Origin of the sequence: Bacillus sp. A01H, from assembly GCF_045277205.1 — a bacterium.
Lineage (GTDB): Bacteria > Bacillota > Bacilli > Bacillales > Bacillaceae_G > Bacillus_A > Bacillus_A paranthracis.
Map to the genome: position 1 here is coordinate 168936 of NZ_CP117702.1, position 22017 is coordinate 190952.

The 22017-nt window shown below is 35.6% G+C and carries 20 protein-coding genes and 2 riboswitches; of the genes, 12 read left to right on the forward strand and 8 right to left on the reverse strand.

Annotated elements, in window-relative coordinates; all coding sequences use genetic code 11:
• Positions 1–38: 38 nt before the first annotated feature.
• The 4 genes from gntP to PSR14_RS01005 all read left to right on the forward strand — a co-directional run bounded on the left by gntP (position 39) and on the right by PSR14_RS01005 (position 6043).
• The gene (gene gntP, locus PSR14_RS00990; RefSeq protein WP_001131721.1) at positions 39–1385 is read left to right on the forward strand and encodes a gluconate permease GntP; all 1347 of its coding nucleotides are present in this window, start codon (positions 39–41) and stop codon (positions 1383–1385) included.
• A gap of 264 nt (positions 1386–1649) precedes the next feature.
• Positions 1650–3059: an NADP-dependent phosphogluconate dehydrogenase gene (gndA, locus tag PSR14_RS00995; RefSeq protein WP_000413557.1), complete on the forward strand. Its 1410-nt coding sequence runs from the start codon at positions 1650–1652 to the stop codon at positions 3057–3059.
• A 313-nt stretch (positions 3060–3372) separates the two neighbouring features.
• Positions 3373–5331: a S9 family peptidase gene (locus PSR14_RS01000; protein WP_113732705.1), complete on the forward strand. Its 1959-nt coding sequence runs from the start codon at positions 3373–3375 to the stop codon at positions 5329–5331.
• Positions 5332–5476: 145 nt separating this feature from the next.
• Positions 5477–6043 (forward strand): DUF4256 domain-containing protein, encoded by a 567-nt coding sequence (locus PSR14_RS01005; protein ID WP_000126341.1) that lies wholly within the window; start codon positions 5477–5479, stop codon positions 6041–6043.
• A gap of 71 nt (positions 6044–6114) precedes the next feature.
• Here PSR14_RS01005 and PSR14_RS01010 read toward each other — a convergent pair whose 3' ends face one another.
• On the reverse strand, positions 6115–6621 hold the full coding sequence (locus PSR14_RS01010; protein ID WP_098487037.1) for a DoxX family membrane protein: 507 nt from the start codon (positions 6619–6621) through the stop codon (positions 6115–6117).
• A gap of 146 nt (positions 6622–6767) precedes the next feature.
• Entirely contained in the window at positions 6768–8069 is a 1302-nt protein-coding gene (locus PSR14_RS01015; RefSeq protein WP_000038600.1) for a DUF5068 domain-containing protein, read from the reverse strand.
• Positions 8070–8502: 433 nt separating this feature from the next.
• Here PSR14_RS01015 and PSR14_RS01020 point away from each other — a divergent pair, with 433 nt between their 5' ends.
• A complete protein-coding gene (locus PSR14_RS01020) occupies positions 8503–9279 on the forward strand; it encodes an SDR family oxidoreductase (protein WP_002170348.1) in 777 nt (258 codons plus the stop codon).
• 37 nt (positions 9280–9316) lie between these two features.
• On the opposite strand, the gene PSR14_RS01025 is transcribed toward PSR14_RS01020, so the two are convergent.
• The 4 genes from PSR14_RS01025 to PSR14_RS01040 all read right to left on the reverse strand — a co-directional run bounded on the left by PSR14_RS01025 (position 9317) and on the right by PSR14_RS01040 (position 13016).
• A complete protein-coding gene (locus PSR14_RS01025) occupies positions 9317–9985 on the reverse strand; it encodes a methionine ABC transporter permease (RefSeq protein WP_098487038.1) in 669 nt (222 codons plus the stop codon).
• Positions 9960–11000 (reverse strand): methionine ABC transporter ATP-binding protein, encoded by a 1041-nt coding sequence (locus tag PSR14_RS01030; protein WP_000571351.1) that lies wholly within the window; start codon positions 10998–11000, stop codon positions 9960–9962. The genes PSR14_RS01025 and PSR14_RS01030 overlap by 26 nt, the downstream gene beginning before the upstream one ends.
• Positions 11001–11012: 12 nt before the next feature.
• Positions 11013–11825 carry a MetQ/NlpA family ABC transporter substrate-binding protein gene (locus PSR14_RS01035; protein WP_000757003.1) on the reverse strand — a complete coding sequence of 271 codons (813 nt, stop codon included), beginning with the start codon at positions 11823–11825 and terminating at the stop codon, positions 11013–11015.
• A gap of 86 nt (positions 11826–11911) precedes the next feature.
• Positions 11912–12026: riboswitch (SAM riboswitch) on the reverse strand.
• An 81-nt stretch (positions 12027–12107) separates the two neighbouring features.
• A complete protein-coding gene (locus PSR14_RS01040) occupies positions 12108–13016 on the reverse strand; it encodes an NAD(P)-dependent alcohol dehydrogenase (protein WP_000643887.1) in 909 nt (302 codons plus the stop codon).
• Between the two features lie 146 nt (positions 13017–13162).
• Here PSR14_RS01040 and PSR14_RS01045 point away from each other — a divergent pair, with 146 nt between their 5' ends.
• The 5 genes from PSR14_RS01045 to PSR14_RS01065 all read left to right on the forward strand — a co-directional run bounded on the left by PSR14_RS01045 (position 13163) and on the right by PSR14_RS01065 (position 19182).
• Complete coding sequence (locus PSR14_RS01045) at positions 13163–13927, forward strand: DUF6612 family protein (protein WP_000720045.1); 765 nt, start codon at positions 13163–13165, stop codon at positions 13925–13927.
• A 111-nt stretch (positions 13928–14038) separates the two neighbouring features.
• Positions 14039–15475, forward strand: coding sequence for an FAD-binding oxidoreductase (locus PSR14_RS01050; RefSeq protein ID WP_113732833.1), 1437 nt, complete (start codon positions 14039–14041; stop codon positions 15473–15475).
• A complete protein-coding gene (locus PSR14_RS01055) occupies positions 15472–16005 on the forward strand; it encodes an MFS transporter (protein WP_000222369.1) in 534 nt (177 codons plus the stop codon). Before PSR14_RS01050 ends, PSR14_RS01055 begins: the two co-directional genes overlap by 4 nt.
• 78 nt (positions 16006–16083) lie before the next feature.
• Positions 16084–17805 carry a DUF3981 domain-containing protein gene (locus PSR14_RS01060; protein ID WP_000670259.1) on the forward strand — a complete coding sequence of 574 codons (1722 nt, stop codon included), beginning with the start codon at positions 16084–16086 and terminating at the stop codon, positions 17803–17805.
• A 165-nt stretch (positions 17806–17970) separates the two neighbouring features.
• Positions 17971–19182 carry a multidrug effflux MFS transporter gene (locus PSR14_RS01065; RefSeq protein ID WP_116777230.1) on the forward strand — a complete coding sequence of 404 codons (1212 nt, stop codon included), beginning with the start codon at positions 17971–17973 and terminating at the stop codon, positions 19180–19182.
• Positions 19183–19215: 33 nt separating this feature from the next.
• Here the strand turns inward: PSR14_RS01065 and PSR14_RS01070 are convergent, their stop codons facing one another.
• Positions 19216–19662, reverse strand: a complete 447-nt coding sequence (locus PSR14_RS01070; protein ID WP_000282866.1) for a hypothetical protein — start codon at positions 19660–19662, stop codon at positions 19216–19218.
• 274 nt (positions 19663–19936) lie between these two features.
• Here PSR14_RS01070 and PSR14_RS01075 point away from each other — a divergent pair, with 274 nt between their 5' ends.
• The gene (locus PSR14_RS01075; RefSeq protein WP_000756528.1) at positions 19937–20440 is read left to right on the forward strand and encodes a hypothetical protein; all 504 of its coding nucleotides are present in this window, start codon (positions 19937–19939) and stop codon (positions 20438–20440) included.
• Between the two features lie 16 nt (positions 20441–20456).
• Here PSR14_RS01075 and PSR14_RS01080 read toward each other — a convergent pair whose 3' ends face one another.
• Positions 20457–20672 (reverse strand): DUF3951 domain-containing protein, encoded by a 216-nt coding sequence (locus PSR14_RS01080; protein ID WP_000371390.1) that lies wholly within the window; start codon positions 20670–20672, stop codon positions 20457–20459.
• A gap of 172 nt (positions 20673–20844) precedes the next feature.
• Positions 20845–20950: riboswitch (SAM riboswitch) on the forward strand.
• 134 nt (positions 20951–21084) lie between these two features.
• On the opposite strand from PSR14_RS01080, the gene PSR14_RS01085 reads away from it, so the two are divergent.
• Positions 21085–22002: an ABC transporter permease gene (locus tag PSR14_RS01085; protein ID WP_000289332.1), complete on the forward strand. Its 918-nt coding sequence runs from the start codon at positions 21085–21087 to the stop codon at positions 22000–22002.
• Positions 22003–22017 lie beyond the last annotated feature (15 nt).

Below are 22017 nucleotides of genomic sequence, written 5' to 3' on the forward strand. Positions count from 1 at the left end.
ATAAATACAAATACAGCTAAGATTAGGGGGGAACTACGATGCCATTAGTCATTGTAGCAATTGGGATTTTAGCATTACTTTTACTGATTATGCGCTTTAAATTAAACACCTTTATTTCATTAATCATTGTATCAGTCGGGGTTGCTTTAGCACTTGGAATGCCACCAGAAAAGATTTTTAAAACCATTGAAGCGGGATTAGGCGGAACACTTGGGCACTTAGCACTCGTTTTTGGACTTGGTGCGATGTTAGGTAAGTTGCTTTCAGATTCTGGGGGTGCACAACGCATTGCCATGACCCTTGTGAAAAAATTTGGTGAAAAGAACATTCAATGGGCTGTTGTGACTGCCTCATTTATTATCGGGATTGCATTATTTTTTGAAGTAGGATTAGTATTATTAATTCCGATTGTATTTGCAATTTCAAGAGAATTAAAAGTTTCTATCTTATATCTCGGTATTTCGATGGCAGCTGCTTTATCTGTAACACACGGATTTTTACCACCACACCCAGGACCAACTGCTATCGCTGGTGAATTGCATGCAAACATCGGTGAAGTATTACTTTATGGTTTTATGATAGCGGTTCCAACGGTTGTGTTAGCTGGACCTGTATTTACTAAACTTGCAAAAAAACTAGTACCTGAGGCGTTCACAAAAACCGGTAATATACAATCATTAGGTGATCAGAAAGTATTTAAACTTGAAGAAACTCCTGGTTTTGGAATCAGTGTTTTTACCGCTTTACTGCCTGTTCTTTTAATGGCAGTCGCTACAATTATTACTTTGTTGCAAAAAACAATGGGATTCAAAGATAATAGTTTACTAGCAACGATCGAGTTTATTGGGAATGCAGATACTGCCATGTTGATATCCTTACTAGTTGCGATCTATACAATGGGATTGGCAAGAAATATTCCAATCAAAAACGTGATGGAATCTTGTACAACAGCGATCTCGAATATTGGGATGATGCTCTTAATTATTGGTGGAGGCGGCGCTTTCAAACAAGTATTAATTGATGGCGGCGTTGGTAACTATGTAGCCGAATTATTCAAAGGAACTTCCTTATCACCGATCTTGCTCGCATGGATTATCGCTGCCATCTTACGTATTTCATTGGGGTCTGCTACGGTTGCTGCATTAACAACTGTCGGTTTAGTGATTCCGATGTTAGGCCAATCTGATGTTAACCTTGCTTTAGTTGTCCTTGCAACAGGGGCTGGTAGTTTAATTGCTTCACACGTGAACGATGCTGGTTTCTGGATGTTCAAAGAGTACTTTGGTTTAAGCATGAAAGAAACATTTGCAACATGGACTTTACTTGAGACTATCGTTTCTGTAGCCGGATTAGGGTTTACTTTATTATTAAGTTTATTTGTATAGATCTTTCTAAACAGTAAAAGGGATACGGAAGCTGTTTAATGTGATTTTTCATAATTAACCAGTTATTTTTCATGATTGATTAATAAGGATGAAAATTTCTCTTTATTTTTTAACTTGATAGTGATGTGCCGTGTCCCTTTAACCTTTTGCACGAATACTGGCAGAGCCTATTGAAATGAAAAAGTTGGATTATTTGATTAAAATGTTATTTTAGGTATATATACTATAATACAGAGTAACATACATGGAAAGGAACGATAGAATATGGAAAAGTTACAAATTGGAGTTGTTGGTGTGGGCGTTATGGGAAAAAGCCTCGCACTTAACTTTGAGAGTAAAGGGTATTCTGTTGCCCTATATGATATTTCAAAGGAAAAAGTTGATGAAACCATTGAGGAAAACCGTGGTAAAAACTTAGTTGGTACTCATATAGTTGAAGAGTTTGTTAACTCACTCGAATCACCTAGAAAGATTTTATTAATGGTTAATGCGGGGGAAATTACAGATAAAGCGATTGATTCTCTAGTCCCTCACCTCGATAAAGGCGATATTTTAATTGACGGTGGTAATACATACTTTGTCGATACAATTCGCCGAAACAAACGTCTTGCCGAAGAAGGAATCAATTTCATCGGGGCAGGTGTGTCAGGCGGCGAAGAGGGTGCATTGAAGGGACCATCTATTATGCCAGGCGGACAGAAGGATGCATACGAAAAAGTAAAGGATATGCTTGAAAACATCTCTGCAAAAGTGAATAACGAGCCTTGCTGTTCTTATATCGGACCTAATGGGGCAGGACACTATGTAAAGATGGTTCATAATGGTATTGAGTATGGAGATATGCAATTAATTTGTGAAGCATATTTCTTCTTGAAACAAACACTAGATTTGACTGCAGAAGAGTTCCATGAAATATTTGCTGAATGGAATAAAGGTGAACTGAACAGCTATCTAATTGAGATTACAGCCGATATTTTCAAGAAGAAAGATGAAGAAACTGGTAAGCCATTGGTGGATGTTATTCTTGATACTGCAGGACAAAAGGGTACAGGGAAATGGACAAGTCAAAGCGCACTTGATTTAGGTATCTCTCTGCCTATTATCACGGAATCTGTATTTGCACGTTGCATTTCTGCTTTAAAAGAAGAGCGTGTGAACGCAAGCAAAGTTTTATCTGGACCTAAAGATAAAACGGCAATTGGAGTTGAAAAAGCCGAATTAATTGAAGCGGTGCGCCAAGCTTTATATATGAGTAAAATTTGTTCTTATGCACAAGGATTCACGCAATTGAAGGCAGCTTCTGAGGAATATGATTGGAACCTTGATTTTGGCAGCATTTCTATGCTTTGGAGAGGCGGATGTATTATCCGTGCTGCCTTTTTACAGAACATTAAAGAGGCTTATGAGACTAACACTGACCTACCGAACCTTTTACTTGATCCATACTTTAAAGAAATTGTAGAGTCATATCAAGGTGGATTACGCCAAATTATCTCAATGGCGGTACAACAGGGCATTCCGATACCTGCATTTTCAGCAGCAATTTCTTATTATGACAGCTATCGTACTGCCAAACTACCTGCAAACTTGTTGCAAGCGCAGCGCGATTATTTTGGAGCGCATACGTATAAACGAGTAGATAAAGAAGGTACATTCCATACAAAATGGATATAAAATAAAAAATGGACTAAGATTAAATTCTTAGTCCATTTTTCATTCCACAATTCGTAGGCTATAAGACTCTTACTGATGGAAGTTCACTTTAAACGAATGTATGAATCAAAATGCGTTTATTTTTCCCATTTAGATGAAAACCACATAATCTTTAATTTGAGTGGATAGAACTCTATAGATTAAAGTTTTACTTTATCGGATTCACTTTTATTTATCTGAATTTTCCGTTACTATTTTAAGTATTCGTGAACAATTTCCTTTATTACGACAAAAAAAGACGAGAGATTTATGGACATTACAAGGGGGCATATTGATGAAAGTGAGTGAAAAAACATATTTAAGTATAGAAGAGATTATTTCATTACCAACCTTATCAAGTACCAATATAAGCGATGATGGCAAAAATGTAGCATTTGTTAAGAGGACAGCTAACTGGAAAGACAATACATATAGAAATCATGCATGGATATATGAAAAAGGTAAAGGGCAGAGTTATCCATTAACAAATGGGGATATAGATAGTACATGCCCGTTATGGTCTCCAAATTCTAGGGATATTGCATACCTTAGCCCTGTTGGTAATGGGAAAAATCAAATCTTTGTTAAGTCATTAGATGGTTATGGTGGGGTGCAAATTACTAATGAGGAAGAAGGAATCAGTATATTCAAATGGAATCCTACCGGTAAAGGTTTTTATTATATTACACAGTCAAAAGAATGTGAGGAAATAAAGAAACGTAAGGAGCTATATGGAGATTTTCAACATGTAGGTAAGGAACATCAAAATAATTGTTTATGCTACGTTGAAATAGAAAAAGTGATACAAAATGATAAAGAGGAACGAGAGATTAACGGTGTTTATCAATTAACTGATGGTAAGGATTTTTATATCCATGACTTTGATATTTCAAATGATGGGAAAAAAGTTGTATGTATGGCTACACCAAGCCTAAACGATTATATGAATGGTGATCTATACATATTAGATGTTGAAGCTGAGGAACTACAAAAGATGAATGTAGATAGGTTGTTGGGCGGGAGCGTTTGCTTTTCTCCTGAGGGCAACAAAATATGTTACTCAGCAAGCATAAGAGAGAAGGAGTATTATAGAAGCCATATACAAGAGAGTACATTAGAGATATATGATATGAATACTGGAGAGGTACTTCAGCCCTTAACAAACTTTGATAGTACGGTTATGCCATTACAGTGGACAGCTAAAGGGATTTTAATTAGATGGCAGGATAAAACGAATTATCGTATTGGATTACTAGCTGAAGATGGCACTATGGAAGTATTAAGTGACAACGTAGATGGTTTTATAATGGATGCTTCTATAACAAAGGATGGAAATCATATAACCTATAGTAAAGCTATAACAAATGAGACCTTTGAAATCTATTTGGACGATAAAAAAATAACGAATGAAAATAGCTTTTTCGAAGGGAAGCTTAAAAGCAACAGGGAAATCATCTCATGGCAAAGTAGTGATGGTCTTAAAATAGAGGGTGTTTTATCAAGACCAGTAGAGTTTGACTCAAATAAAAAATATCCTTTATTAGTAGTAATTCACGGAGGTCCGGCTTGGGCATCTTTTCCGATATTTTCAGACTGCTTCAATGAGAAATATCCGATTGAACAGTTTGTTGAAAAAGGCTTTATCGTTTTAGAGCCAAACTATAGAGGAAGTTCTGGTTATGGCAATGAATTTTTAAAAGCGAACTACAGAAAACAAGGACTTGCTGATTACGATGATGTTATATCTGGAGTGGATGAACTAGTTGAAAAAGGGATTGTAGATAAAGATAGAGTAGGAGTTATGGGATGGAGTAACGGAGGATATATATCAGCTTTCTGTGCTACATTTAGTAGCAGATTTAAGGCAATTTCAGTTGGGGGCGGAATTACGAACTGGAGTACTCATTACGTAAATACAGATATCCCTTACTTTATTAGAATGTATTTAGGAAATACTCCATGGAATGATCCAGATATATATACGAAAACATCACCAATGACGTATATTAAATCAGCTTGTACGCCTACGTTAATTCAACATGGCGAAAAGGATGCAAGAATTCCAGTTACAAATGCATATGAGTTATATGAAGGATTAAGAGATATGGAAGTTGATACAGAACTAATTATATTTAAAGAAATGGCATATAGTTCTGACCAACCAGGAGTTCATTTGGCTATTATGAAGCAGAATTTGATGTGGTTTTCACATTATATTCTTGGGGAAAGTATGAAAGATTTTAGAACTATATAATAGATATCCGCGCAGGGATTTTCCGTTGGGTAATCGGGTCAGATTGTTGAAAAAGAGATTCAACAAATTATATAATTTGTTGTAAACTAAACTATTATTGAAGAGATTTAAGTGAGTATAAAGAAACTTAATTCGGAGGACGAATATGACAGCGAATAAAAATGAGTTATCTGTAGAACAACGTGAAGAACTAATAAAAGTATTACAAGCTCGTTTTGAGAAAAACATGAACCGCCATGAAGGTCTTGAATGGGCTAAAGTTGAAGCGAAGATAGAAGCTAATGCTGAAAAATTATGGTCACTTAATGAAATGGAAGTAACAGGCGGTGAGCCGGATGTTGTTGGATATGACAAAGAGAAGGACGAGTATACTTTCTATGATTGTTCAAAGGAGAGTCCTAAAGGTCGTAGAAGCCTTTGTTATGATCTTGAAGCGTTAGAATCAAGAAAGAAGCATAAACCAGAAAATAACGCTATTGATGTGGCAGCCGCTATGGGTATTGAACTATTAACTGAAGAACAATATCGAGAGTTACAACAACTTGGAGATTTTGATATGAAATCATCAAGCTGGGTACAAACACCTTCAGATATTCGAGAACTCGGTGGTGCGCTATTTTGCGATTATCGCTTCGGACATGTTTTCGTGTACCACAATGGAGCAGACTCTTATTATGCTGCCAGAGGTTTTCGTGGCTCGTTAAGAGTTTAAATTTGGAGTAAATAAAAAAGAGCCTATACGCAGGCTCTTTTTCTTATTTATATTTTAAGAGTAAACCGTTACTACGCAGTTTTACTTAATTTATATGTTCCGTGGTTGTTTTTACGGAAAAGTTTTGGGAAAACATAGCCATCTAATCCAATGCGTCCAGCATTCTGTCCTGCAACTAAAATGAACATAGTCAAAATAAGCAGGTTTGGATTTACACTAACAGTTCCGCTTAATAAAAATGAAAGATTCATTATGATTCCGAAAAATGCAGCTGTTTTTGTTAATCCGCCTAAAATTAAACCTAGACCTACTAAAATTTCTCCCCATTGAACTAAAAAGCTAAATAGGTCTACGTTTGGAAGAACAAAATGTTGAAGAAAATCTGCCCACCAACTTTGTACTGCAGGATGGTCACCTGATGCTTGAGCAATAGCGCCCTTTAGAAAACCACTTGCGTCAAAAGATTGTCCAAAGACTTTGCCGATTCCAGCAGCGAGCCATGTATATCCTATGTAAAGTCGTAAAAATAATAATATGAAAGTAGCACGTTTATCAGTTCTTAAAAAATTGATAACCATTGAAATCCCTCCAATATTGTATTTACAAGTTTATTATATATCCATTGTGAAAAAATTCACAATGGATAAAGTGTGAACAAAAGTAGTGTTTTTTGATGAAAATAAAGAAGGCATATAACAATCATATGTTATATGCCTTCTCTACTTTATTTAGGTAATGTAAATTTAGCTTTTTTACCTTGTGAAATATCTTTAGCTTCTTTATTTCTCATAGGTCCTAACTCAATCTCAAAGCTTTTATCTTTCCAAATCTTTTCATACTGCTCTTGATCTAAAATAAATACTTGCAGTAACTCTCCAGATGTTCCTGTTTTGACTGCAGCGTTATAGTCGTAATTTAGTAGCATACCTTCATTAATTGTATATTGTGTACCATCATTCACTCTTAATGTAGAGCTTATAGGAGATAATGAAACGTCTTGAGTATCTTTGTTATCAAGCTTGAATTTCACTGTTAATAGAACAATACCATTTTTGAAATTTGCAAAGCGTGGTGCTTCGACGGAATTTGGTGTGAATTGAGTAAATTGGTATCCGTCTAATGTAACATGAACAGCACCTAATTCTTGGCTGTTATTAATACTTGATTTCTCTTTTAACATTTTTTTATCGCCCATGTTATTAGCTGTAGCTTTATCTTGGTAGAAAGTTTTATCTGTTGCAACCTTTTCAGCACCTTGTTTATTTAAACTTAATGAAAAGCTTCCAGGGCTTCCGATTGGAGCATCGAATTTTCCTTTATTAGCTTGTGCAGTTGGGACTGTGACTGAGACTGTTGAGAGACTTGAAATTTTTTCTAGATCATCTTTTCCGAATGGATACGCGATATAACCAGAAATGGTTTCTCCTGCTTTTACTAAGTAATCATTCGTTGGAGCAAGCTTAGTTGGCAGCTGATCTTCTTTTGGAATTAAGTCTTTATAGTTACTATATACTTTCTGCGCACCAGTAAATGACATGTCCAATGCTGGCATATAATAAATATCTTTAGCTGAACTATTTTTTACGCTATAGTTCACAAGAATAACTCCGCCCTCTGTTTGACGGTTAAATGGAATGTTAAAGTCCGTATGGAATCCATTTAATTCAACTAATGTATAGCTGTTCATCGATACTGAAACATCTTCAGCTTTATAAACTTGTGGTTCCTTATTTTCAAAAAGAACTTTTGTTTTACCACCTGTTTCTTTTTCCATGTAGGAAATAAGTTTAGAATAATCGCTGGAGCTAGTAGCGGTATTTTCCGTCTTTTTATCTTCAGTTTTCTTGTTTTCGGATTTTTTATCTTCAGGTTTATTTTCTTTCGTCGTATCCGTTTTTTCCGTTTTGCTTTCTTTTGTTGCATTTTCTTTTTGTTCTTTATTTGTCGTATCGCTTTGACCACAGCCGGTTATTACAAAAGCTGCTACGATTACTGCAGAAAATAAAGAAAGTAATTTTTTGGACATGTTTCTTCCCCCTATTTGTTTAAAACTAAACTCTCACATTAGCCCCACATTTTATTATAAGAAGGCTAGTAAATATTTACCAGTGTTTTTTTCTGATTATTTCCGTTATTTCAATATTATAATATAATAAATTTGATAGAAGTTTGGAATGGAATATTGGTTTTTATTTTTTATCATTTAAAATATTACATCATATTGTTAAGATAGAAATAGAGGTATATGGAAAGGAGACAAGGACTCAATATGTGGATGAGCTTGTAATGATTCGAAACTAGATAGATAAATTTTTCTCTCGTAAGTGAGGGTTTATTTAGCTATCTGTAAATCATGCAAGGACTGCATATTCGGCCTGTACATCCCTTTTGTAAGGATAATGTGTAGGGAAATTCATATCTCTTATATAAAGTATGCGTCCTTTAAATTGGAGGAGTATATGATGAATCAATTAAAACATAAAGTAGCAGTTGTTACAGGCGTAAGTCGTTTAGATGGTATAGGCGCAGCAATTTGTAAAGAATTAGCTGAAGCAGGATACGATATATTTTTTACGTATTGGACAGAGTATGATAAAGAGATGCCTTGGGGCGTTGATCAAAGTGAACAAATACAATTACAAGAAGAGTTACTAAAAAACGGTGTGAAAGTATCGAGTATGGAGTTAGATTTAACTCAGAATGATGCACCGAAAGAGCTTATAAATAAAGTTACTGAACAACTAGGCTACCCTCATATATTAATTAATAATGCAGCGTATTCTACGAATAATGATTTCTCTAATTTGACTGCTGAAGAATTAGATAAGCACTACATGGTCAATATTCGTGCGACTACATTATTAAGTAGTCAATTTGCCCGAGGGTTTGATAAGAAATCTGGTGGTAGAATTGTGAATATGACTTCGGGACAATTTCAAGGGCCTATGGTTGGAGAACTAGCGTATGCAACAACGAAGGGGGCTATTGATGCTCTTACTAGTTCGTTGTCAGCCGAGGTAGCTCATTTAGGAATAACAGTGAATGCAATTAACCCAGGTCCAACTGATACAGGCTGGATGACTGAAGAGATAAAGCGAGGATTAAAACCGATGTTTCCATTTGGTAGAATTGGTGAACCAAAGGATGCAGCAAGACTTATTAAGTTTTTAGTAAGTGAAGAAGCGGAATGGATTACTGGACAAGTTATTCATTCAGAAGGTGGATTCAAAAGGTAAAAAGAAGGTATCTCACCAGGGTGAGATACCTTCTTTTTTAATCTTTCTTCAATCTTCGCGCAATACCATTCCCTAAAGACTGTAATCCTTGAACGAGGATAATTAAAATAAAGACAGTTGCATACATTACTTCAGGTTCATAGCGTAAATGTCCGAATCGATATGCTAAATCCCTTAGCCCACCAGCGCCTACAAGACCAGCCATTGCTGTTGCGCCGATTAAGCCAATCGTTGCAATTGTTAATCCAAGTACAAGGGAGGGACGAGCTTCTTTCACCATGACGTGCCAAATAATTTTTATAGTAGAAACGCCCATCGCTTGGTAAGCTTCAATCACACCACGATCGACTTCTAATAATGCGGTCTCCATCAATCTTGCGATATAGGGAGCAGTGAAGACGACAAGCGGTACGATAACACCTTGTACACCAATGGATGTTCCCATTAGAAATTTTGTAAAAGGTAGAATGAAGAATAATAGGATGATAAATGGAAGAGAGCGAATGATATTAATAATTGTATTAAGAATTGGATAAATGATTTTGTTTTCTCGCTGTCCACCAGGTCTCGTTAAAACAAGTGTGACACCAAGTGGCAGTGCAATAAGGATCGAGATGAGTAATGAAATAGATGTCATTTGAAAAGTTTGTATGGTCGCCTCCCATATAACTTTACCCCATTCATCCAAAAAGGACTTGTTTTCCATGGTCTGTTCTACCTCCTTCTACGATGATTCCCTGTTCTTGTAAAAATGATAAAGCACGGTTGATTTCATTTTGTTCCCCTTGCATATGGATGATAAGTTTCCCGTATGCTTCATGTTTTAATTGAGTAATATTACCGGATAAAATATTCGGATATACTTGGAATCGTTTTGTAGCGACAGCTAATGCTGGTTCTCCTGAAGAATTTCCTATAAAAGAAAGAGTTACAATTTCACCAGTAGTTTGAAGTTCTTTTTGTACCTCTTCTGGAATTTTCGCTGCAAATGCGCTATTTACAAATTTCTTCGTTGTTACATGTTGTGGGTTTGTAAAAATATCTTTCACAGTCCCGCTTTCAACTACTGCTCCATGTTCCATAACAGCAACTCGGTCGCATATACGCTGGATGACATTCATTTCATGTGTAATTAATAAAATTGTAATCCCGATTTCCTCATTAATCTTTAATAATAGGTCAAGAATAGAATCAGTTGTTTCTGGATCTAAAGCGCTCGTTGCTTCATCACTTAATAACACTTCCGGTTCATGTGATAGCGCACGCGCGATGGCTACACGTTGTTTCTGGCCACCAGAAAGTTCACTTGGATAGGCGTCTTTTCGATTAAAGAGATCGACAATACGTAAATACTTTTCTACCCTTTTTTCAATTTCTACTTTTGGAATGCCAGCAAGGCGTAAAGGTAGTGCGATATTTTCATAGACGGTAACGGTTTTAAGTAAATTGAACCCTTGAAAAATCATCCCGATTTTTTGTCTCGCTTTTGCTAGTTCTTTTGTAGACAGTGTTGTTAAATCTTGCTCGTTTACAATAATATTTCCTGTTGTTGGTTTTTCTAATAAATTTACACAGCGAATTAATGTACTTTTGCCAGCGCCGCTATATCCAATGATTCCAAATACTTCGCCCTTTTTTACTTGGAGGGAAGTAGACTTAAGAGCTTCCACATTCCCCTTTTTTGTTGTAAATACTTTGGATACATTTTTTAATTCAATCATTATCGTCAGCTCCTACCAAGACGGTAAAACAGAACCATCAAATTTTTTATCGATAAATTCTTTTACTTCTTTAGATTGATAAGCTTTCTTTAATTTATTTACAACAGCATCATCTTTATTTTCAGTACGAACAACGACCCAGTTTACATATGGTGAATCTTTTCCTTCGCGGAAGATAGAATCTTTCGCAGGGCTTAATTTTGCACCTAATGCAAAGTTTGTATTAATGGCAGCTGCTTTCACTTCACTTAGTTGTGTTGGTAATTGAGATGCCTCTAATTCAACGATCTTTAAATTTTTTGGATTTTCAATTACATCTTTTGCAGTCGCTTTTTCTGTCGCTTTTGGATCCACTTTTAAAACCCCTGCTTTTTCAAATAGTTTTAAAGCTCGAAGTTCATTCGTTGGATCATTTGGTACAGCAATTGCATCGCCCTCTTTTAATTCTTTTACATCCTTTAAGCTTTTTGAATATACGCCCATAGGGAATGTTACTGTTGAAAATACTTCAGTTAATTTCATATTACGTTCAGCTTTAAATACGTCTAAATATGATTTTGTTTGATAGCTATTTACATCAAGGCTTTTTTCATCGAGGGATACGTTCGGTGCTACATAATCATTAAATACTTTTATATCAATTTCGAGACCGTCTTTCGCTGCTACTTCTTTTACCTTTTCAAAAATTTGTTCATGTGGCCCTCCTGTTACACCGACAGTAATCTTTTTCTCATCTAACGCTTTTACTTCTTTATCTGAACTCCCGCTACATGCGCTTAATAATAATACAGCCCCACTTACAATGCTTAATAATACTTTCTTCATCTATAATTCCCCCTTAAATATACGTTCCAAAATAAAAAGCACCTCTCAAAAATAAGAGAGGTGCCGAATAGACAAAATAGATTCCTCTCTTATCTTCCAAAACGAGAACTCGTTTTGCAGGAATTAGCACCTTAGCTTATACGTTATAAGCTCGGTTGCCGGGCATCATCGGGCCAGTCCCTCCGCCACTCTTGATAAGAGTATGTGTATGTAGTTTTTTTAATATGGTACTAATAGTAAATCTTGCAAAAAGAATTGTCAACTTTATTTTCTGAATATATTTTATTTTAAGGTAATCGAAACGTTCCCCTTTTTATGCCCTTTTTCTACATATATATGAGCTTCAGCAATTTCTTCTAATCGGTAAGTTCTATCAATAACAGGCTTTAAATTTTCTGTTTCAGTTAGTTTTTTTAGTAGAAACATATCTTCTTTACTTACCTTTGCCATCATTCCATTAACAGATACATATATTCCATTAGGTGTTAATAATTGTTTACAAAGGGATTTTTTATATTTTCCAACTGCATCAAATATAACATCATAGTATTCCCCCTGCTTAGTAAAATCTTCTTTCGTATAATCGATTACTTTGTCAGCCCCTAAAGATTGCACGAGTTCAAAATTTGAATGACTACAAACAGCTGTAACGGTTGCGCCGAAATATTTAGCAAGTTGTACGGCAGCTGTTCCTACTGATCCAGATGCGCCATATATTAGTACTTGTTGCCCCCTTTTTATACGGGCCTTTCTTAGGAAGTGTAGTGCCGAAGTTGCGCCAAAGGGAATAACTGCTGCTTCCTCATACGTTACATTGGTAGGTTTTAATGCTACTAATCCACTTTCATGTACACATGTATATTCTGCATAACCACCGACATTAAGCTCTGTTAATGCAAAAATTTGATCTCCTTTTTTAAATTGAGTTACATCTGTTCCTATTTCTTCGATTTCGCCGGATAACTCTACACCGAGTATAGGCTTTCTCGGTTTTCTAAAACCTAATATGATTCGCATAGGAATCCAAAATAAGAGAGGGCTATTAAACCCACGTATTCTACAATCTCCAGTCGTTACACTCGTTGCGTGAATCTTGACTAATACTTCGTTCTTTTTAGGTATAGGTTTCTCTATATTTTGAAGCTGAAGAACGTTAGGTGGTCCATACTGTGTGCAAATGATCGCCTTCATAATGACCTCCTGAAATGAGTTGTCGTTATTTACATCATATTTAAACTCTTCATTAAACATGTCGCTATATAGCGAATATAGATTGAAATTTATATAGATTTCATAGGAAAAGAGATGATATTATTTTGGGAAAGGGGGGCGGAATTATGAAAAAAATTATTTTTATTTCAAGTTTAGTGCTTGCAATCAGTCTAGGGGTAGGATGTAGTAATGAGAAAACAGCAAAGACGGATGAGCCGAAAAAAGAATCCGTTCAAAAAGAAAAGGAATTAACGGCGAAAGATGTTTTCAAGAAAACGAATGAAGCTTTTAAAAATGAAGAACATGTAACGATGACATATGGTGTAGGGGTAAAAGCTGAGGGAACAGAGATGGATATATTAAAGGCTAAGATGCAATTAGAGCCAAAGACAAAGAATTCTCGTTCTGAAATGAATATTTCCGGTACAGATGTTGTAGTGTATACTGTGGATGGTAAAGTTGCTGGTGAGGTAAAAAACCCTAATACAGGAGAAGTTATAACCGTACCAGAGGAGCAATTAAACGCTGGTGGAATGAAAGCGACTCAAGATATTATAGATAAATTAGAAGTACCGGAAGTAGTTTTAGATAAAATGAAGCTGGAGAAAAGCGGAGATAAATATAAACTGAAATTTACATTAAAAGGGCAAGAAACAGAAAGTATGTTAACTAGCATGGATGAAACGCAGAAGAAAATGTTACAAGCACAAAATGCGAAGATAGAAGAAGTGGATGCAGAATATATCATTACAAAAGATTTTAAATATGAATCAGCAAAGATAGACATGATTATGAGTAGTAATGGCAAGGATAAAGCACACATTATTACGAACGCAAAATATACGTCGTATGAAAAGTTTGACCCAATACAATTGCCAGCAGCAAAGTAACAGTTTTGATAAGGAGGGACCTAAAATAAGGTCCCTCTTTTTGGTATTCTTTCTTCATAGGAAAATAGGTACAATATAAAGAGGAAAAGATGTAGAAGAGGAGAGTGTCATTTGAAAAAAGGAAAGATAGCGGTGGTCATTGTAGCATATACAGTGTTGCTTGCAACGTCTGTACATACATATAAAAAACAACTCGATCATCCTATTATGAGTGATGTAGGTAAATTGCTTCCGACAAAAATAAAACGTGTTGAAAGTGCTACTGATGAGCAATCGTTAATAAAATTAGTGCAAGATGCGGATGTTTCTGGAGAGAAGATTTCTATTGCTGGTATGCAACATAGTCAGGGCGGGCAGACGTATTATCCACATGGTACGATGCTTGATATGAAAGGGTATAATAAAATATTAGAATTTGATCCAGAGAAGAAGCGCATTACAGTTCAAAGTGGTGTCACGTGGAATGATATTCAGAAGAAAATAAATCCATATGGTCTTGCAGTTCAAGTTATGCAATCTCAAAATATTTTTACGGTTGGTGGTTCATTAAGTGTAAATGTACATGGTCGTGATATTCGTCATGAGGCATTGATTGATACAGTCGAATCATTTCGATTACTAATGGCAGATGGCACTGTACGTAATGTAAGTAGAGAAGAGAATGCGGATTTATTTCCTTACGTCATTGGCGGTTATGGGTTATTTGGTGTCATTTTAGATGTGACTTTAAAGTTAACAAATGATGAATTATATGAAACGCATACGAAAATGCTAGATTATAAAGAATACACGTCTTATTTCAAAGAAAAAGTGAAAAAAGATGCTAATGTTCGTATGCACTTAGCTCGTATTTCTGTTGCTCCAAATTCATTCTTAAGAGAAATGTATGTGACAGATTATACATTGGCACAAAATCAAAATATGAGGGAAGAGTATAGTGAACTAAAAGAAGAAACTATTATAGCAGCGCCGAAATTTTTACTTGGATTATCACGCTATAGTGATTGGGGAAAGAATACGTTTTGGGATATACAAAGAAGTTATTTCGAACGTACAGATGGAAAGTATGAGACGCGAAATAATGTTATGAGGTCAGATAGTGCCTTTATGGAATATGAAAATCCGAATAGGACAGAGGTGTTACAAGAATATTTTGTACCTATAGATTCTTTCACGGAATACATAGATGATTTACGTAACGTATTAAATGAAGAAGAGTTTAATTTGCTCAATATTACGATTCGTTACGTGGAAAAGAATGAAAATGCAGTTTTATCCTATGCGAAAGGTGATATGTTTGCACTGGTTCTTTTAATTAATCAAGGGCGTTCTGAAAATGAGATAAAGAAAACAGAGGATGTTATTCAGAAGATGATTGATGTTACGTTAAAGCATAACGGTAGTTATTATTTACCGTATTATTCTTATCCAACGAAAGAGCAGTTAAAGAGAGCATATCCTCGTATAGAAGAGTTTCTTCAGAAGAAAAAAGAAGCGGATCCAAAAGAGAGATTTGTGAATTTATTTTATAGGGAGTATACGAAATGACATATAGAAGATTTGTAGCTTCACAAAGCATCATTATGATGGCAGGAAGTATGGTATTTCCTTTTTACATTCTATTGCTTCGGAATGTTGGAAATAGCTTCTCACAGTTTGGCTGGGCATATGGCTTATTTGCCTTAACTTCAGCTCTAGTATATCCGTTAGTTGGAAGAATATCTGATAGAGTAGGTGATAGAAAGTTACTAATTATATACGCCTGGTCTATGGCAATATTAATGCTTTGTTTTCCTATTGCAACAGAAGTATGGCATGTATACATTCTTCAAATTTTAATGGGTATTTTAGGGGCTGTGCAGCGTAATACGGAGAAGACTTCGTTAGCACGAAAAGTTGTACAAGAAAATGCTGGTTATGAGATTGGAAAATATCATGTGTGGACATCGATTGGAGGAGCAGTAGCAATTATTGCAACAGGATATTTAGTAGATTTCTTTACGATCGGCACGATTTTTTATATTGCATCTATCTTATATGTAGTGAGCGGAGTTGTACTAAGTAGTAAAAAAATATAACAATTCCCATTTTTACCTGAATAACCTTTATTTGTTATACTAAAGGGGAAGACAAAAGAAAAGGGGACATTGCCTTTGATGAAATTTTTAATTTTAGCTATTCTCACTTTGTTTTTGATTCCATGGACAAGAAGAAGCGGTAGTAAACTTCGAGCAGTGGATAAGAAAGGGGATGAGAAGGTTGTAAAGGGTAAGAAATCATCTATTTTAGTTATTCCAGTTTTATTTTGGATAGGTATTGCAATCTATGAATATTTTTGGCTAATTGATGATCGAGCAGATTCAATTCTTACTCATTATTCTGTTGCAGTAGCGATTTTAATTGGGCTTGTTTTATTTTCCCAAGATCAAATAGGTAAATTAGAAGGCACGTTAAAAGGACTTCTAATGTTTGTTTTACTTGCAAGTTACGGCTACTTTGGTTATTTGCACGATATAGTAATCTCGCAAAAGAAATATGATTCTGTTGTAAAGGTAGAGAAAGATATTTCAGAGCCATTTACTGAAAATGATCAGCCATTTACAGTGCCGCCAAAGACAGCGGAGAATAAGATGAAAAAAGTATTTGGGGATATTCCGAAAGTAGCTTATTTTGAGCTAGGAGAATTAACGCCACAAATGGTAAATGGCGAGGCTTTATATGTAGCACCGATTGAAGTTTCAGGATTTTTTAAAGCACGTAAAGCTGAGACAATTCCAGGGTACGTCACGATGTCAGGTACGAATCCTGATGCAGAAGCAAAGCTGCACCTTGGTTATAAAATGAAATACGTGCCAAGCATGTTTTTCGGAAATAATTTAGAGCGTGTGGTAAGGAAAGCAGAACCAAATTTAATCTTTAAAGGGAAACCTAAATTCGAAGTTGATGATAAAGGGAAACCGTATTATACAATGACGTACGGTGAATTTATTTCGGGAAGATCCGGATTCGAAGTAGAGGGCGTTGTAGTAGTAGACGCACAAACAGGTGAAGTGAAAAGATACGATAAAGGAAAGGCACCTAAATTTGTTGATGGTGTATTAAATCACGAGACCGCATCTACATTAAATACGTATTTCGGTAAGTACATTCACGGATTTTGGAATACAAAATTCTCGCAAACGGACATGAAGATTCCGACTGAGTGGGGAACGAAAGAAGGAGTTACACCAATCTTCGGTAAGGATGGAACGTTATATTACTTTACTGATTTCACCTCTCCGAAAGAGGGAGTAGATTCTGCACTAGGTTATTCACTTATCGATGCGCGTACAGGTAAGTTGTATTACTATAACGGAAAAGAAGTAAAGGGAATTATGGATGGTTCGGCTGCTTCGGAAGTCGTGGATAATTCCTTTAAGAGAGAGAAATGGCATGGAACGATGCCGGTTATTTATAACGTGTACGGTAAACCTTCTTGGATTGTACCTGTTATTGATGATGGAGGGTTAGTGCGTGCCCATACGGTTATCTATGCTTCTAATGCGAAAATATTTGCAACAGGTTCGACGCAAAAAGAAGCGCTTGAGAATTATAAAAATGCGCTGAGTGGAAGCGGAGATTCATTTAGACCGACTTCAAATGGAAAAGAGGCGCAAAAAGAAGGCGTTGTACAACGTGTATATAAAGAAAAATCAGGTGAAAATACAATTGTTTATGTACTGTTGGAGAACGAACAAAAAGTGTTTATGATACCTGCGAAAAAGTTCCCATATGCTATGTTTACAGAAGTGGGAGATCCAATTCAAATCACATATTTAGATACAGGAGAGGCGATGTCTTCCGTATCTAAATTTACAAATAGTAATTTGAACAAGTAAAGCGATAGAGATTCTATCGCTTTTTTTACAAAATTAAACAGGAAAATGCGCTATACTTGACGTATGTTTATGTTGTAACTATAATTGTTACGATTTAGTATGTATAGGAAAGGGTGAACGAAAAAAGTGAATGAAGTTAATCAGGAAATATATAAGCCTGTAAAGATGAACAGGTTATGGATGATTCTTGTATTAGGAACACTTACGGCGATTGGACCATTATCTATTGATATGTATTTGCCTTCGTTACCGAAATTAACGGATGACTTGCAAACAGGTGCATCTCTAGCACAGCTTACATTAACAGCTTGTTTGCTTGGGCTTTCAGTAGGACAATTATTTGTTGGCTCAATTAGTGATATTTACGGAAGACGCAAACCTCTTATTATTGCTCTTATTATTTATGTTGCTTCTTCTTTACTTTGTGCTGTTGCGCCATCTATTTGGACTTTAGTGTTATTACGCTTTCTACAAGGAGCTTCAGGGTCAGCCGGTATTGTTATATCACGTGCAATGGTACGTGACATGTATTCAGGTTCTGAAATGACGAAATTCTTCTCACTGCTTATGTTAGTAAACGGAGCAGCACCTATTTTGGCACCGATTATTGGGGGACAATTATTACAGTTTACAACGTGGCGCGGTGTCTTTATCGTTCTCGGAGCAATAAGTGTATTTATGTTAATATCAGCTACTTTCGTATTACGTGAAACATTACCTCCTGAAGAAAGAGAAACAGGCGGTTTGTCAGGGACGTTAGCGACGTACGGAAAATTGTTAAAGGACCGTTTGTTTATGGGATATGCATTGTCACAAGGATTAGTAACGGCGGCAATGTTTGCATACATTTCGGGATCACCATTTGTGTTGCAGAACATATACGGAGCATCACCACAGCAATTTAGTTTATTCTTTGCAATCAACGGTATCGGTATTATTATTGCGAGTCAGGTTACGGGTCGTTTAGCAGGGAAAGTGAATGAGAAGACATTATTTGTCTCTGGTATTGTTATTGCAGCTGTTGGTGGTTTATCTTTACTACTAACAATCTTATTAGGAATAGGGTTAATTGGTGTTTTATGCTCGTTATTCCTTGTCGTATCAAGTGTTGGGGTTGTCTCAACAACTGGGTTCTCATTAGCGATGAGAAATCAAAAACAAGCTGCAGGAACAGCATCAGCTTTATTAGGCTTATTACAGTTCATTTCAGGAGCGCTTGTTGCACCGCTAGTAGGTATTGGTGGAAGTAATACCGCATTACCGATGGGTGTTGTAATAGCTCTTTGTGAAATTGGTGCGGTACTATGCTATTTATTTATGGCTAGAAGAAGTGAAAAGCAGTTTGAACTGCAAGCAAGACAAAATTTAGAGGCTTAACAAAAAAGAACTGATTCAAAGGGAATATTTGAATCAGTTCTTTTTTTCATTTCTTTCAAATACCTCATACATATTATTCATGATCGTATCATATAAAATAGCAAGTTTATCCCACACCCAGCGATTACTATCAACTTCTTTTTCCCCGCAGTCGATAATATCGGTATGGTCGGTAATTTTATACGCTTTTTTAACGATAATAGGAGCAATTTTCGGTATACGTGGGATTTCTTTTAAGATATCTGCGAAGTTTCCAATGTAGACATGACCGATGATTTCGATTGTTAATGATTTATCTGATATATTTAGCACTGTATGAAATTGATTTGTATGTTGTTGTTTTAAATATTGGGCTAACTTAAATGGAGCATGCTTCTTTTTTAATACGCGGCGAAGGCTCTCTGTATTTTCGATATGAAGTGATTTTTCGCGAATAAGTACACGAATATCTTCTCCCATAAAAGGCATTGTATTGTACATAGATGATTCTCCTTAAAAACTTACATATGTTTGCGTTATGCATATGTAAGTCTAGCATGGTTTGTTCTTTATGTGTGCTTACAGTTTTGTAAGGTGCTGTAGTAAAGCAGTGCAAAAGTTATTTGTATAAAGTGACGATACTGTGACAAACATGTTGGTATATATATTACGATGTCGTCTTAAGTGTAAAAAGTAGGATGTTCTCGGTATAATAACAAGTGGAGATAAAAGAAACTATAATGAGTAGTAGCTGTAGATAAAAGGAGAAGAAGAGATGAAGAAGGTTTTGGGTATTGCTGTAATGGGAAGTATGATCCTTCTAGCAGGATGTAATGGAAATAAGGATACGAAAGAACCGAAAGAAAAGGTAGAGCAATCTACAGAACAAACAGAAGAAATGAAAGAATACCGTGCAGTACATGAAAAATACGATTTGAAAATGAATAAAGAAATTAATAACGCACTGCAGTTATTTGAAGTGGCAAAAGAAAAGGGCGGTAAGGAAATAACGACTGCTACATATAAAGAAGATGTGCAAAAGGTAACGACGAGCATGTTAGAAGATATTGATCATATACGAAAAGAAATTCGTGTTCCGAAGTCGAAAGAGCAAGAACATGAGGTATATGTCGGTTTCTTGAATGAATCGGAACAAGCAATGAAAAAATTACAGAAGTTAGCTAAAGAAGAAGATTCATCGTTGATTCGTGATATAGAAATTAATTTTGCAACAGCATCGACATACTATAAACGTTTTCAAGCAGAAACGAAAAAATAACCTTGCCTGTGCAAGGTTATTTTTTCTTCTTACCATCGCCGTCTTCATCCTCGGATACTAATACCTTCTGTTCTTCGTGAAATTCGGAAATAGTTTGCCCGGTAATATTATCAAAGGGGGTGTAAAAAGAGGTAATGCTTTTCTTTTTAATGAAAAGTTTATAAAATCCAATGATAACAAGTATAACGATTGTTAATGGTAATCCTATAGTTGCTAGAAGTAAGGGATCCATCATATAACTCCTTTCATATCGGTTTTTTTTATTATAGGCGAAAAACTGTAATTTAGATAAATACACTATTAAAAACTGATTTTTCTAAATATATCCAATTTGATTGACTTTTCATTTTTTCAGAATTATAATTCGGAATATACAATTTGAACCAAATAATAAAATAGCAATTTACTTATCCAGAGAGGTAGAGGGACTGGCCCTATGACACCTCAGCAGCGGGTTCTGTAATAGGAACACCGTGCTAATTCCAGCAAGCAAGTCTTGAAAGATAAGTGATAGGCCTTTGTTTATTAAGCCTTGATCTTATTTTTTAAGATCAAGGCTTTTTGTATTCTAAAAAGAGAAAGGGAGTAATGGAAAAAGTACGTTCATAAAACTAAGTAAATATATGTGTTTAGGGGGTATTGGAGTGTATGTAATTAAAAAATTATCGGTTATGGTGTTCACACTATGGGTTATTACGACGGTGACATTTCTAATTATGCATATTATTCCGGGGGATCCATTTTCATCAGATGCAAAGATCTTTCCGGAGGAAGTTGTGCAAAATATGAGAGCGAAGTATCACCTTGATGAACCGTTATGGAATCAATATGTTGCTTATTTAGACGGCGTAGTTCATTTTGATTTTGGTGAATCTGTTCAATCAACCGGGCAAGGTGTATCAGAAATCATAACAACTGGCTTTGGTCCATCAGCAATTATTGGTTTACAAGCACTTATTATTTCATTGCTAGTCGGAATTGCTGCAGGTACATTTGCTGCTCTCTATCATGGGAAAGTAATTGATTATGGTGTAAGTTTACTTGCCATCCTCGGTATTTCTATTCCGAGTTTTATTTTAGCACCACTATTTATACAAGTATTCGCTATTCAATTCGAGCTCTTACCAGTAGCCTCTTGGGGTACATTTGAACATACGGTATTGCCATCCTTTGCATTAGCGTTAGGACCAATCGCAGTGATTACAAGATTTGTTCGCTCTAATATGATCGAAGTACTGCAGAGTGATTATATTAAGTTAGCGAGAGCGAAAGGTATACCGATTAAGAAGATTATTATAAGACATGCTCTTCGAAATGCAATTGTTCCAGTGCTTACATTTGTTGGGCCGTTAATGGCTGGGTTGTTAACGGGGACTTTTATTATTGAAAAAATCTTTGCAATTCCTGGTCTCGGAAAATATTTTGTAGATAGTATTTTTAACCGAGATTATCCAGTCATTATGGGGACAACGATTTTCTATAGTGCATTATTAATTTTTTGTATTTTCATTACAGACATTATTCATCGTATTGTTGATCCGCGTATTCGTTCTATTACGTAAGGAGGGAGGATATTT

Coding starts and splice junctions, on each gene's coding strand:
- PSR14_RS01060 (WP_000670259.1), top strand. CDS start 16,084: ATGAAATTTTTAATTTTAGCTATTCTCACTTTGTTTTTGATTCCATGG.
- gndA (WP_000413557.1), top strand. CDS start 1,650: ATGGAAAAGTTACAAATTGGAGTTGTTGGTGTGGGCGTTATGGGAAAA.
- PSR14_RS01020 (WP_002170348.1), top strand. CDS start 8,503: ATGATGAATCAATTAAAACATAAAGTAGCAGTTGTTACAGGCGTAAGT.
- PSR14_RS01015 (WP_000038600.1), bottom strand. CDS start 8,069: ATGTCCAAAAAATTACTTTCTTTATTTTCTGCAGTAATCGTAGCAGCT.
- PSR14_RS01000 (WP_113732705.1), top strand. CDS start 3,373: ATGAAAGTGAGTGAAAAAACATATTTAAGTATAGAAGAGATTATTTCA.
- PSR14_RS01065 (WP_116777230.1), top strand. CDS start 17,971: ATGAACAGGTTATGGATGATTCTTGTATTAGGAACACTTACGGCGATT.
- PSR14_RS01025 (WP_098487038.1), bottom strand. CDS start 9,985: ATGGAAAACAAGTCCTTTTTGGATGAATGGGGTAAAGTTATATGGGAG.
- PSR14_RS01075 (WP_000756528.1), top strand. CDS start 19,937: ATGAAGAAGGTTTTGGGTATTGCTGTAATGGGAAGTATGATCCTTCTA.
- PSR14_RS01055 (WP_000222369.1), top strand. CDS start 15,472: ATGACATATAGAAGATTTGTAGCTTCACAAAGCATCATTATGATGGCA.
- PSR14_RS01080 (WP_000371390.1), bottom strand. CDS start 20,672: ATGGATCCCTTACTTCTAGCAACTATAGGATTACCATTAACAATCGTT.
- PSR14_RS01035 (WP_000757003.1), bottom strand. CDS start 11,825: ATGAAGAAAGTATTATTAAGCATTGTAAGTGGGGCTGTATTATTATTA.
- gntP (WP_001131721.1), top strand. CDS start 39: ATGCCATTAGTCATTGTAGCAATTGGGATTTTAGCATTACTTTTACTG.
- PSR14_RS01030 (WP_000571351.1), bottom strand. CDS start 11,000: ATGATTGAATTAAAAAATGTATCCAAAGTATTTACAACAAAAAAGGGG.
- PSR14_RS01005 (WP_000126341.1), top strand. CDS start 5,477: ATGACAGCGAATAAAAATGAGTTATCTGTAGAACAACGTGAAGAACTA.
- PSR14_RS01045 (WP_000720045.1), top strand. CDS start 13,163: ATGAAAAAAATTATTTTTATTTCAAGTTTAGTGCTTGCAATCAGTCTA.
- PSR14_RS01040 (WP_000643887.1), bottom strand. CDS start 13,016: ATGAAGGCGATCATTTGCACACAGTATGGACCACCTAACGTTCTTCAG.
- PSR14_RS01010 (WP_098487037.1), bottom strand. CDS start 6,621: ATGGTTATCAATTTTTTAAGAACTGATAAACGTGCTACTTTCATATTA.
- PSR14_RS01070 (WP_000282866.1), bottom strand. CDS start 19,662: ATGTACAATACAATGCCTTTTATGGGAGAAGATATTCGTGTACTTATT.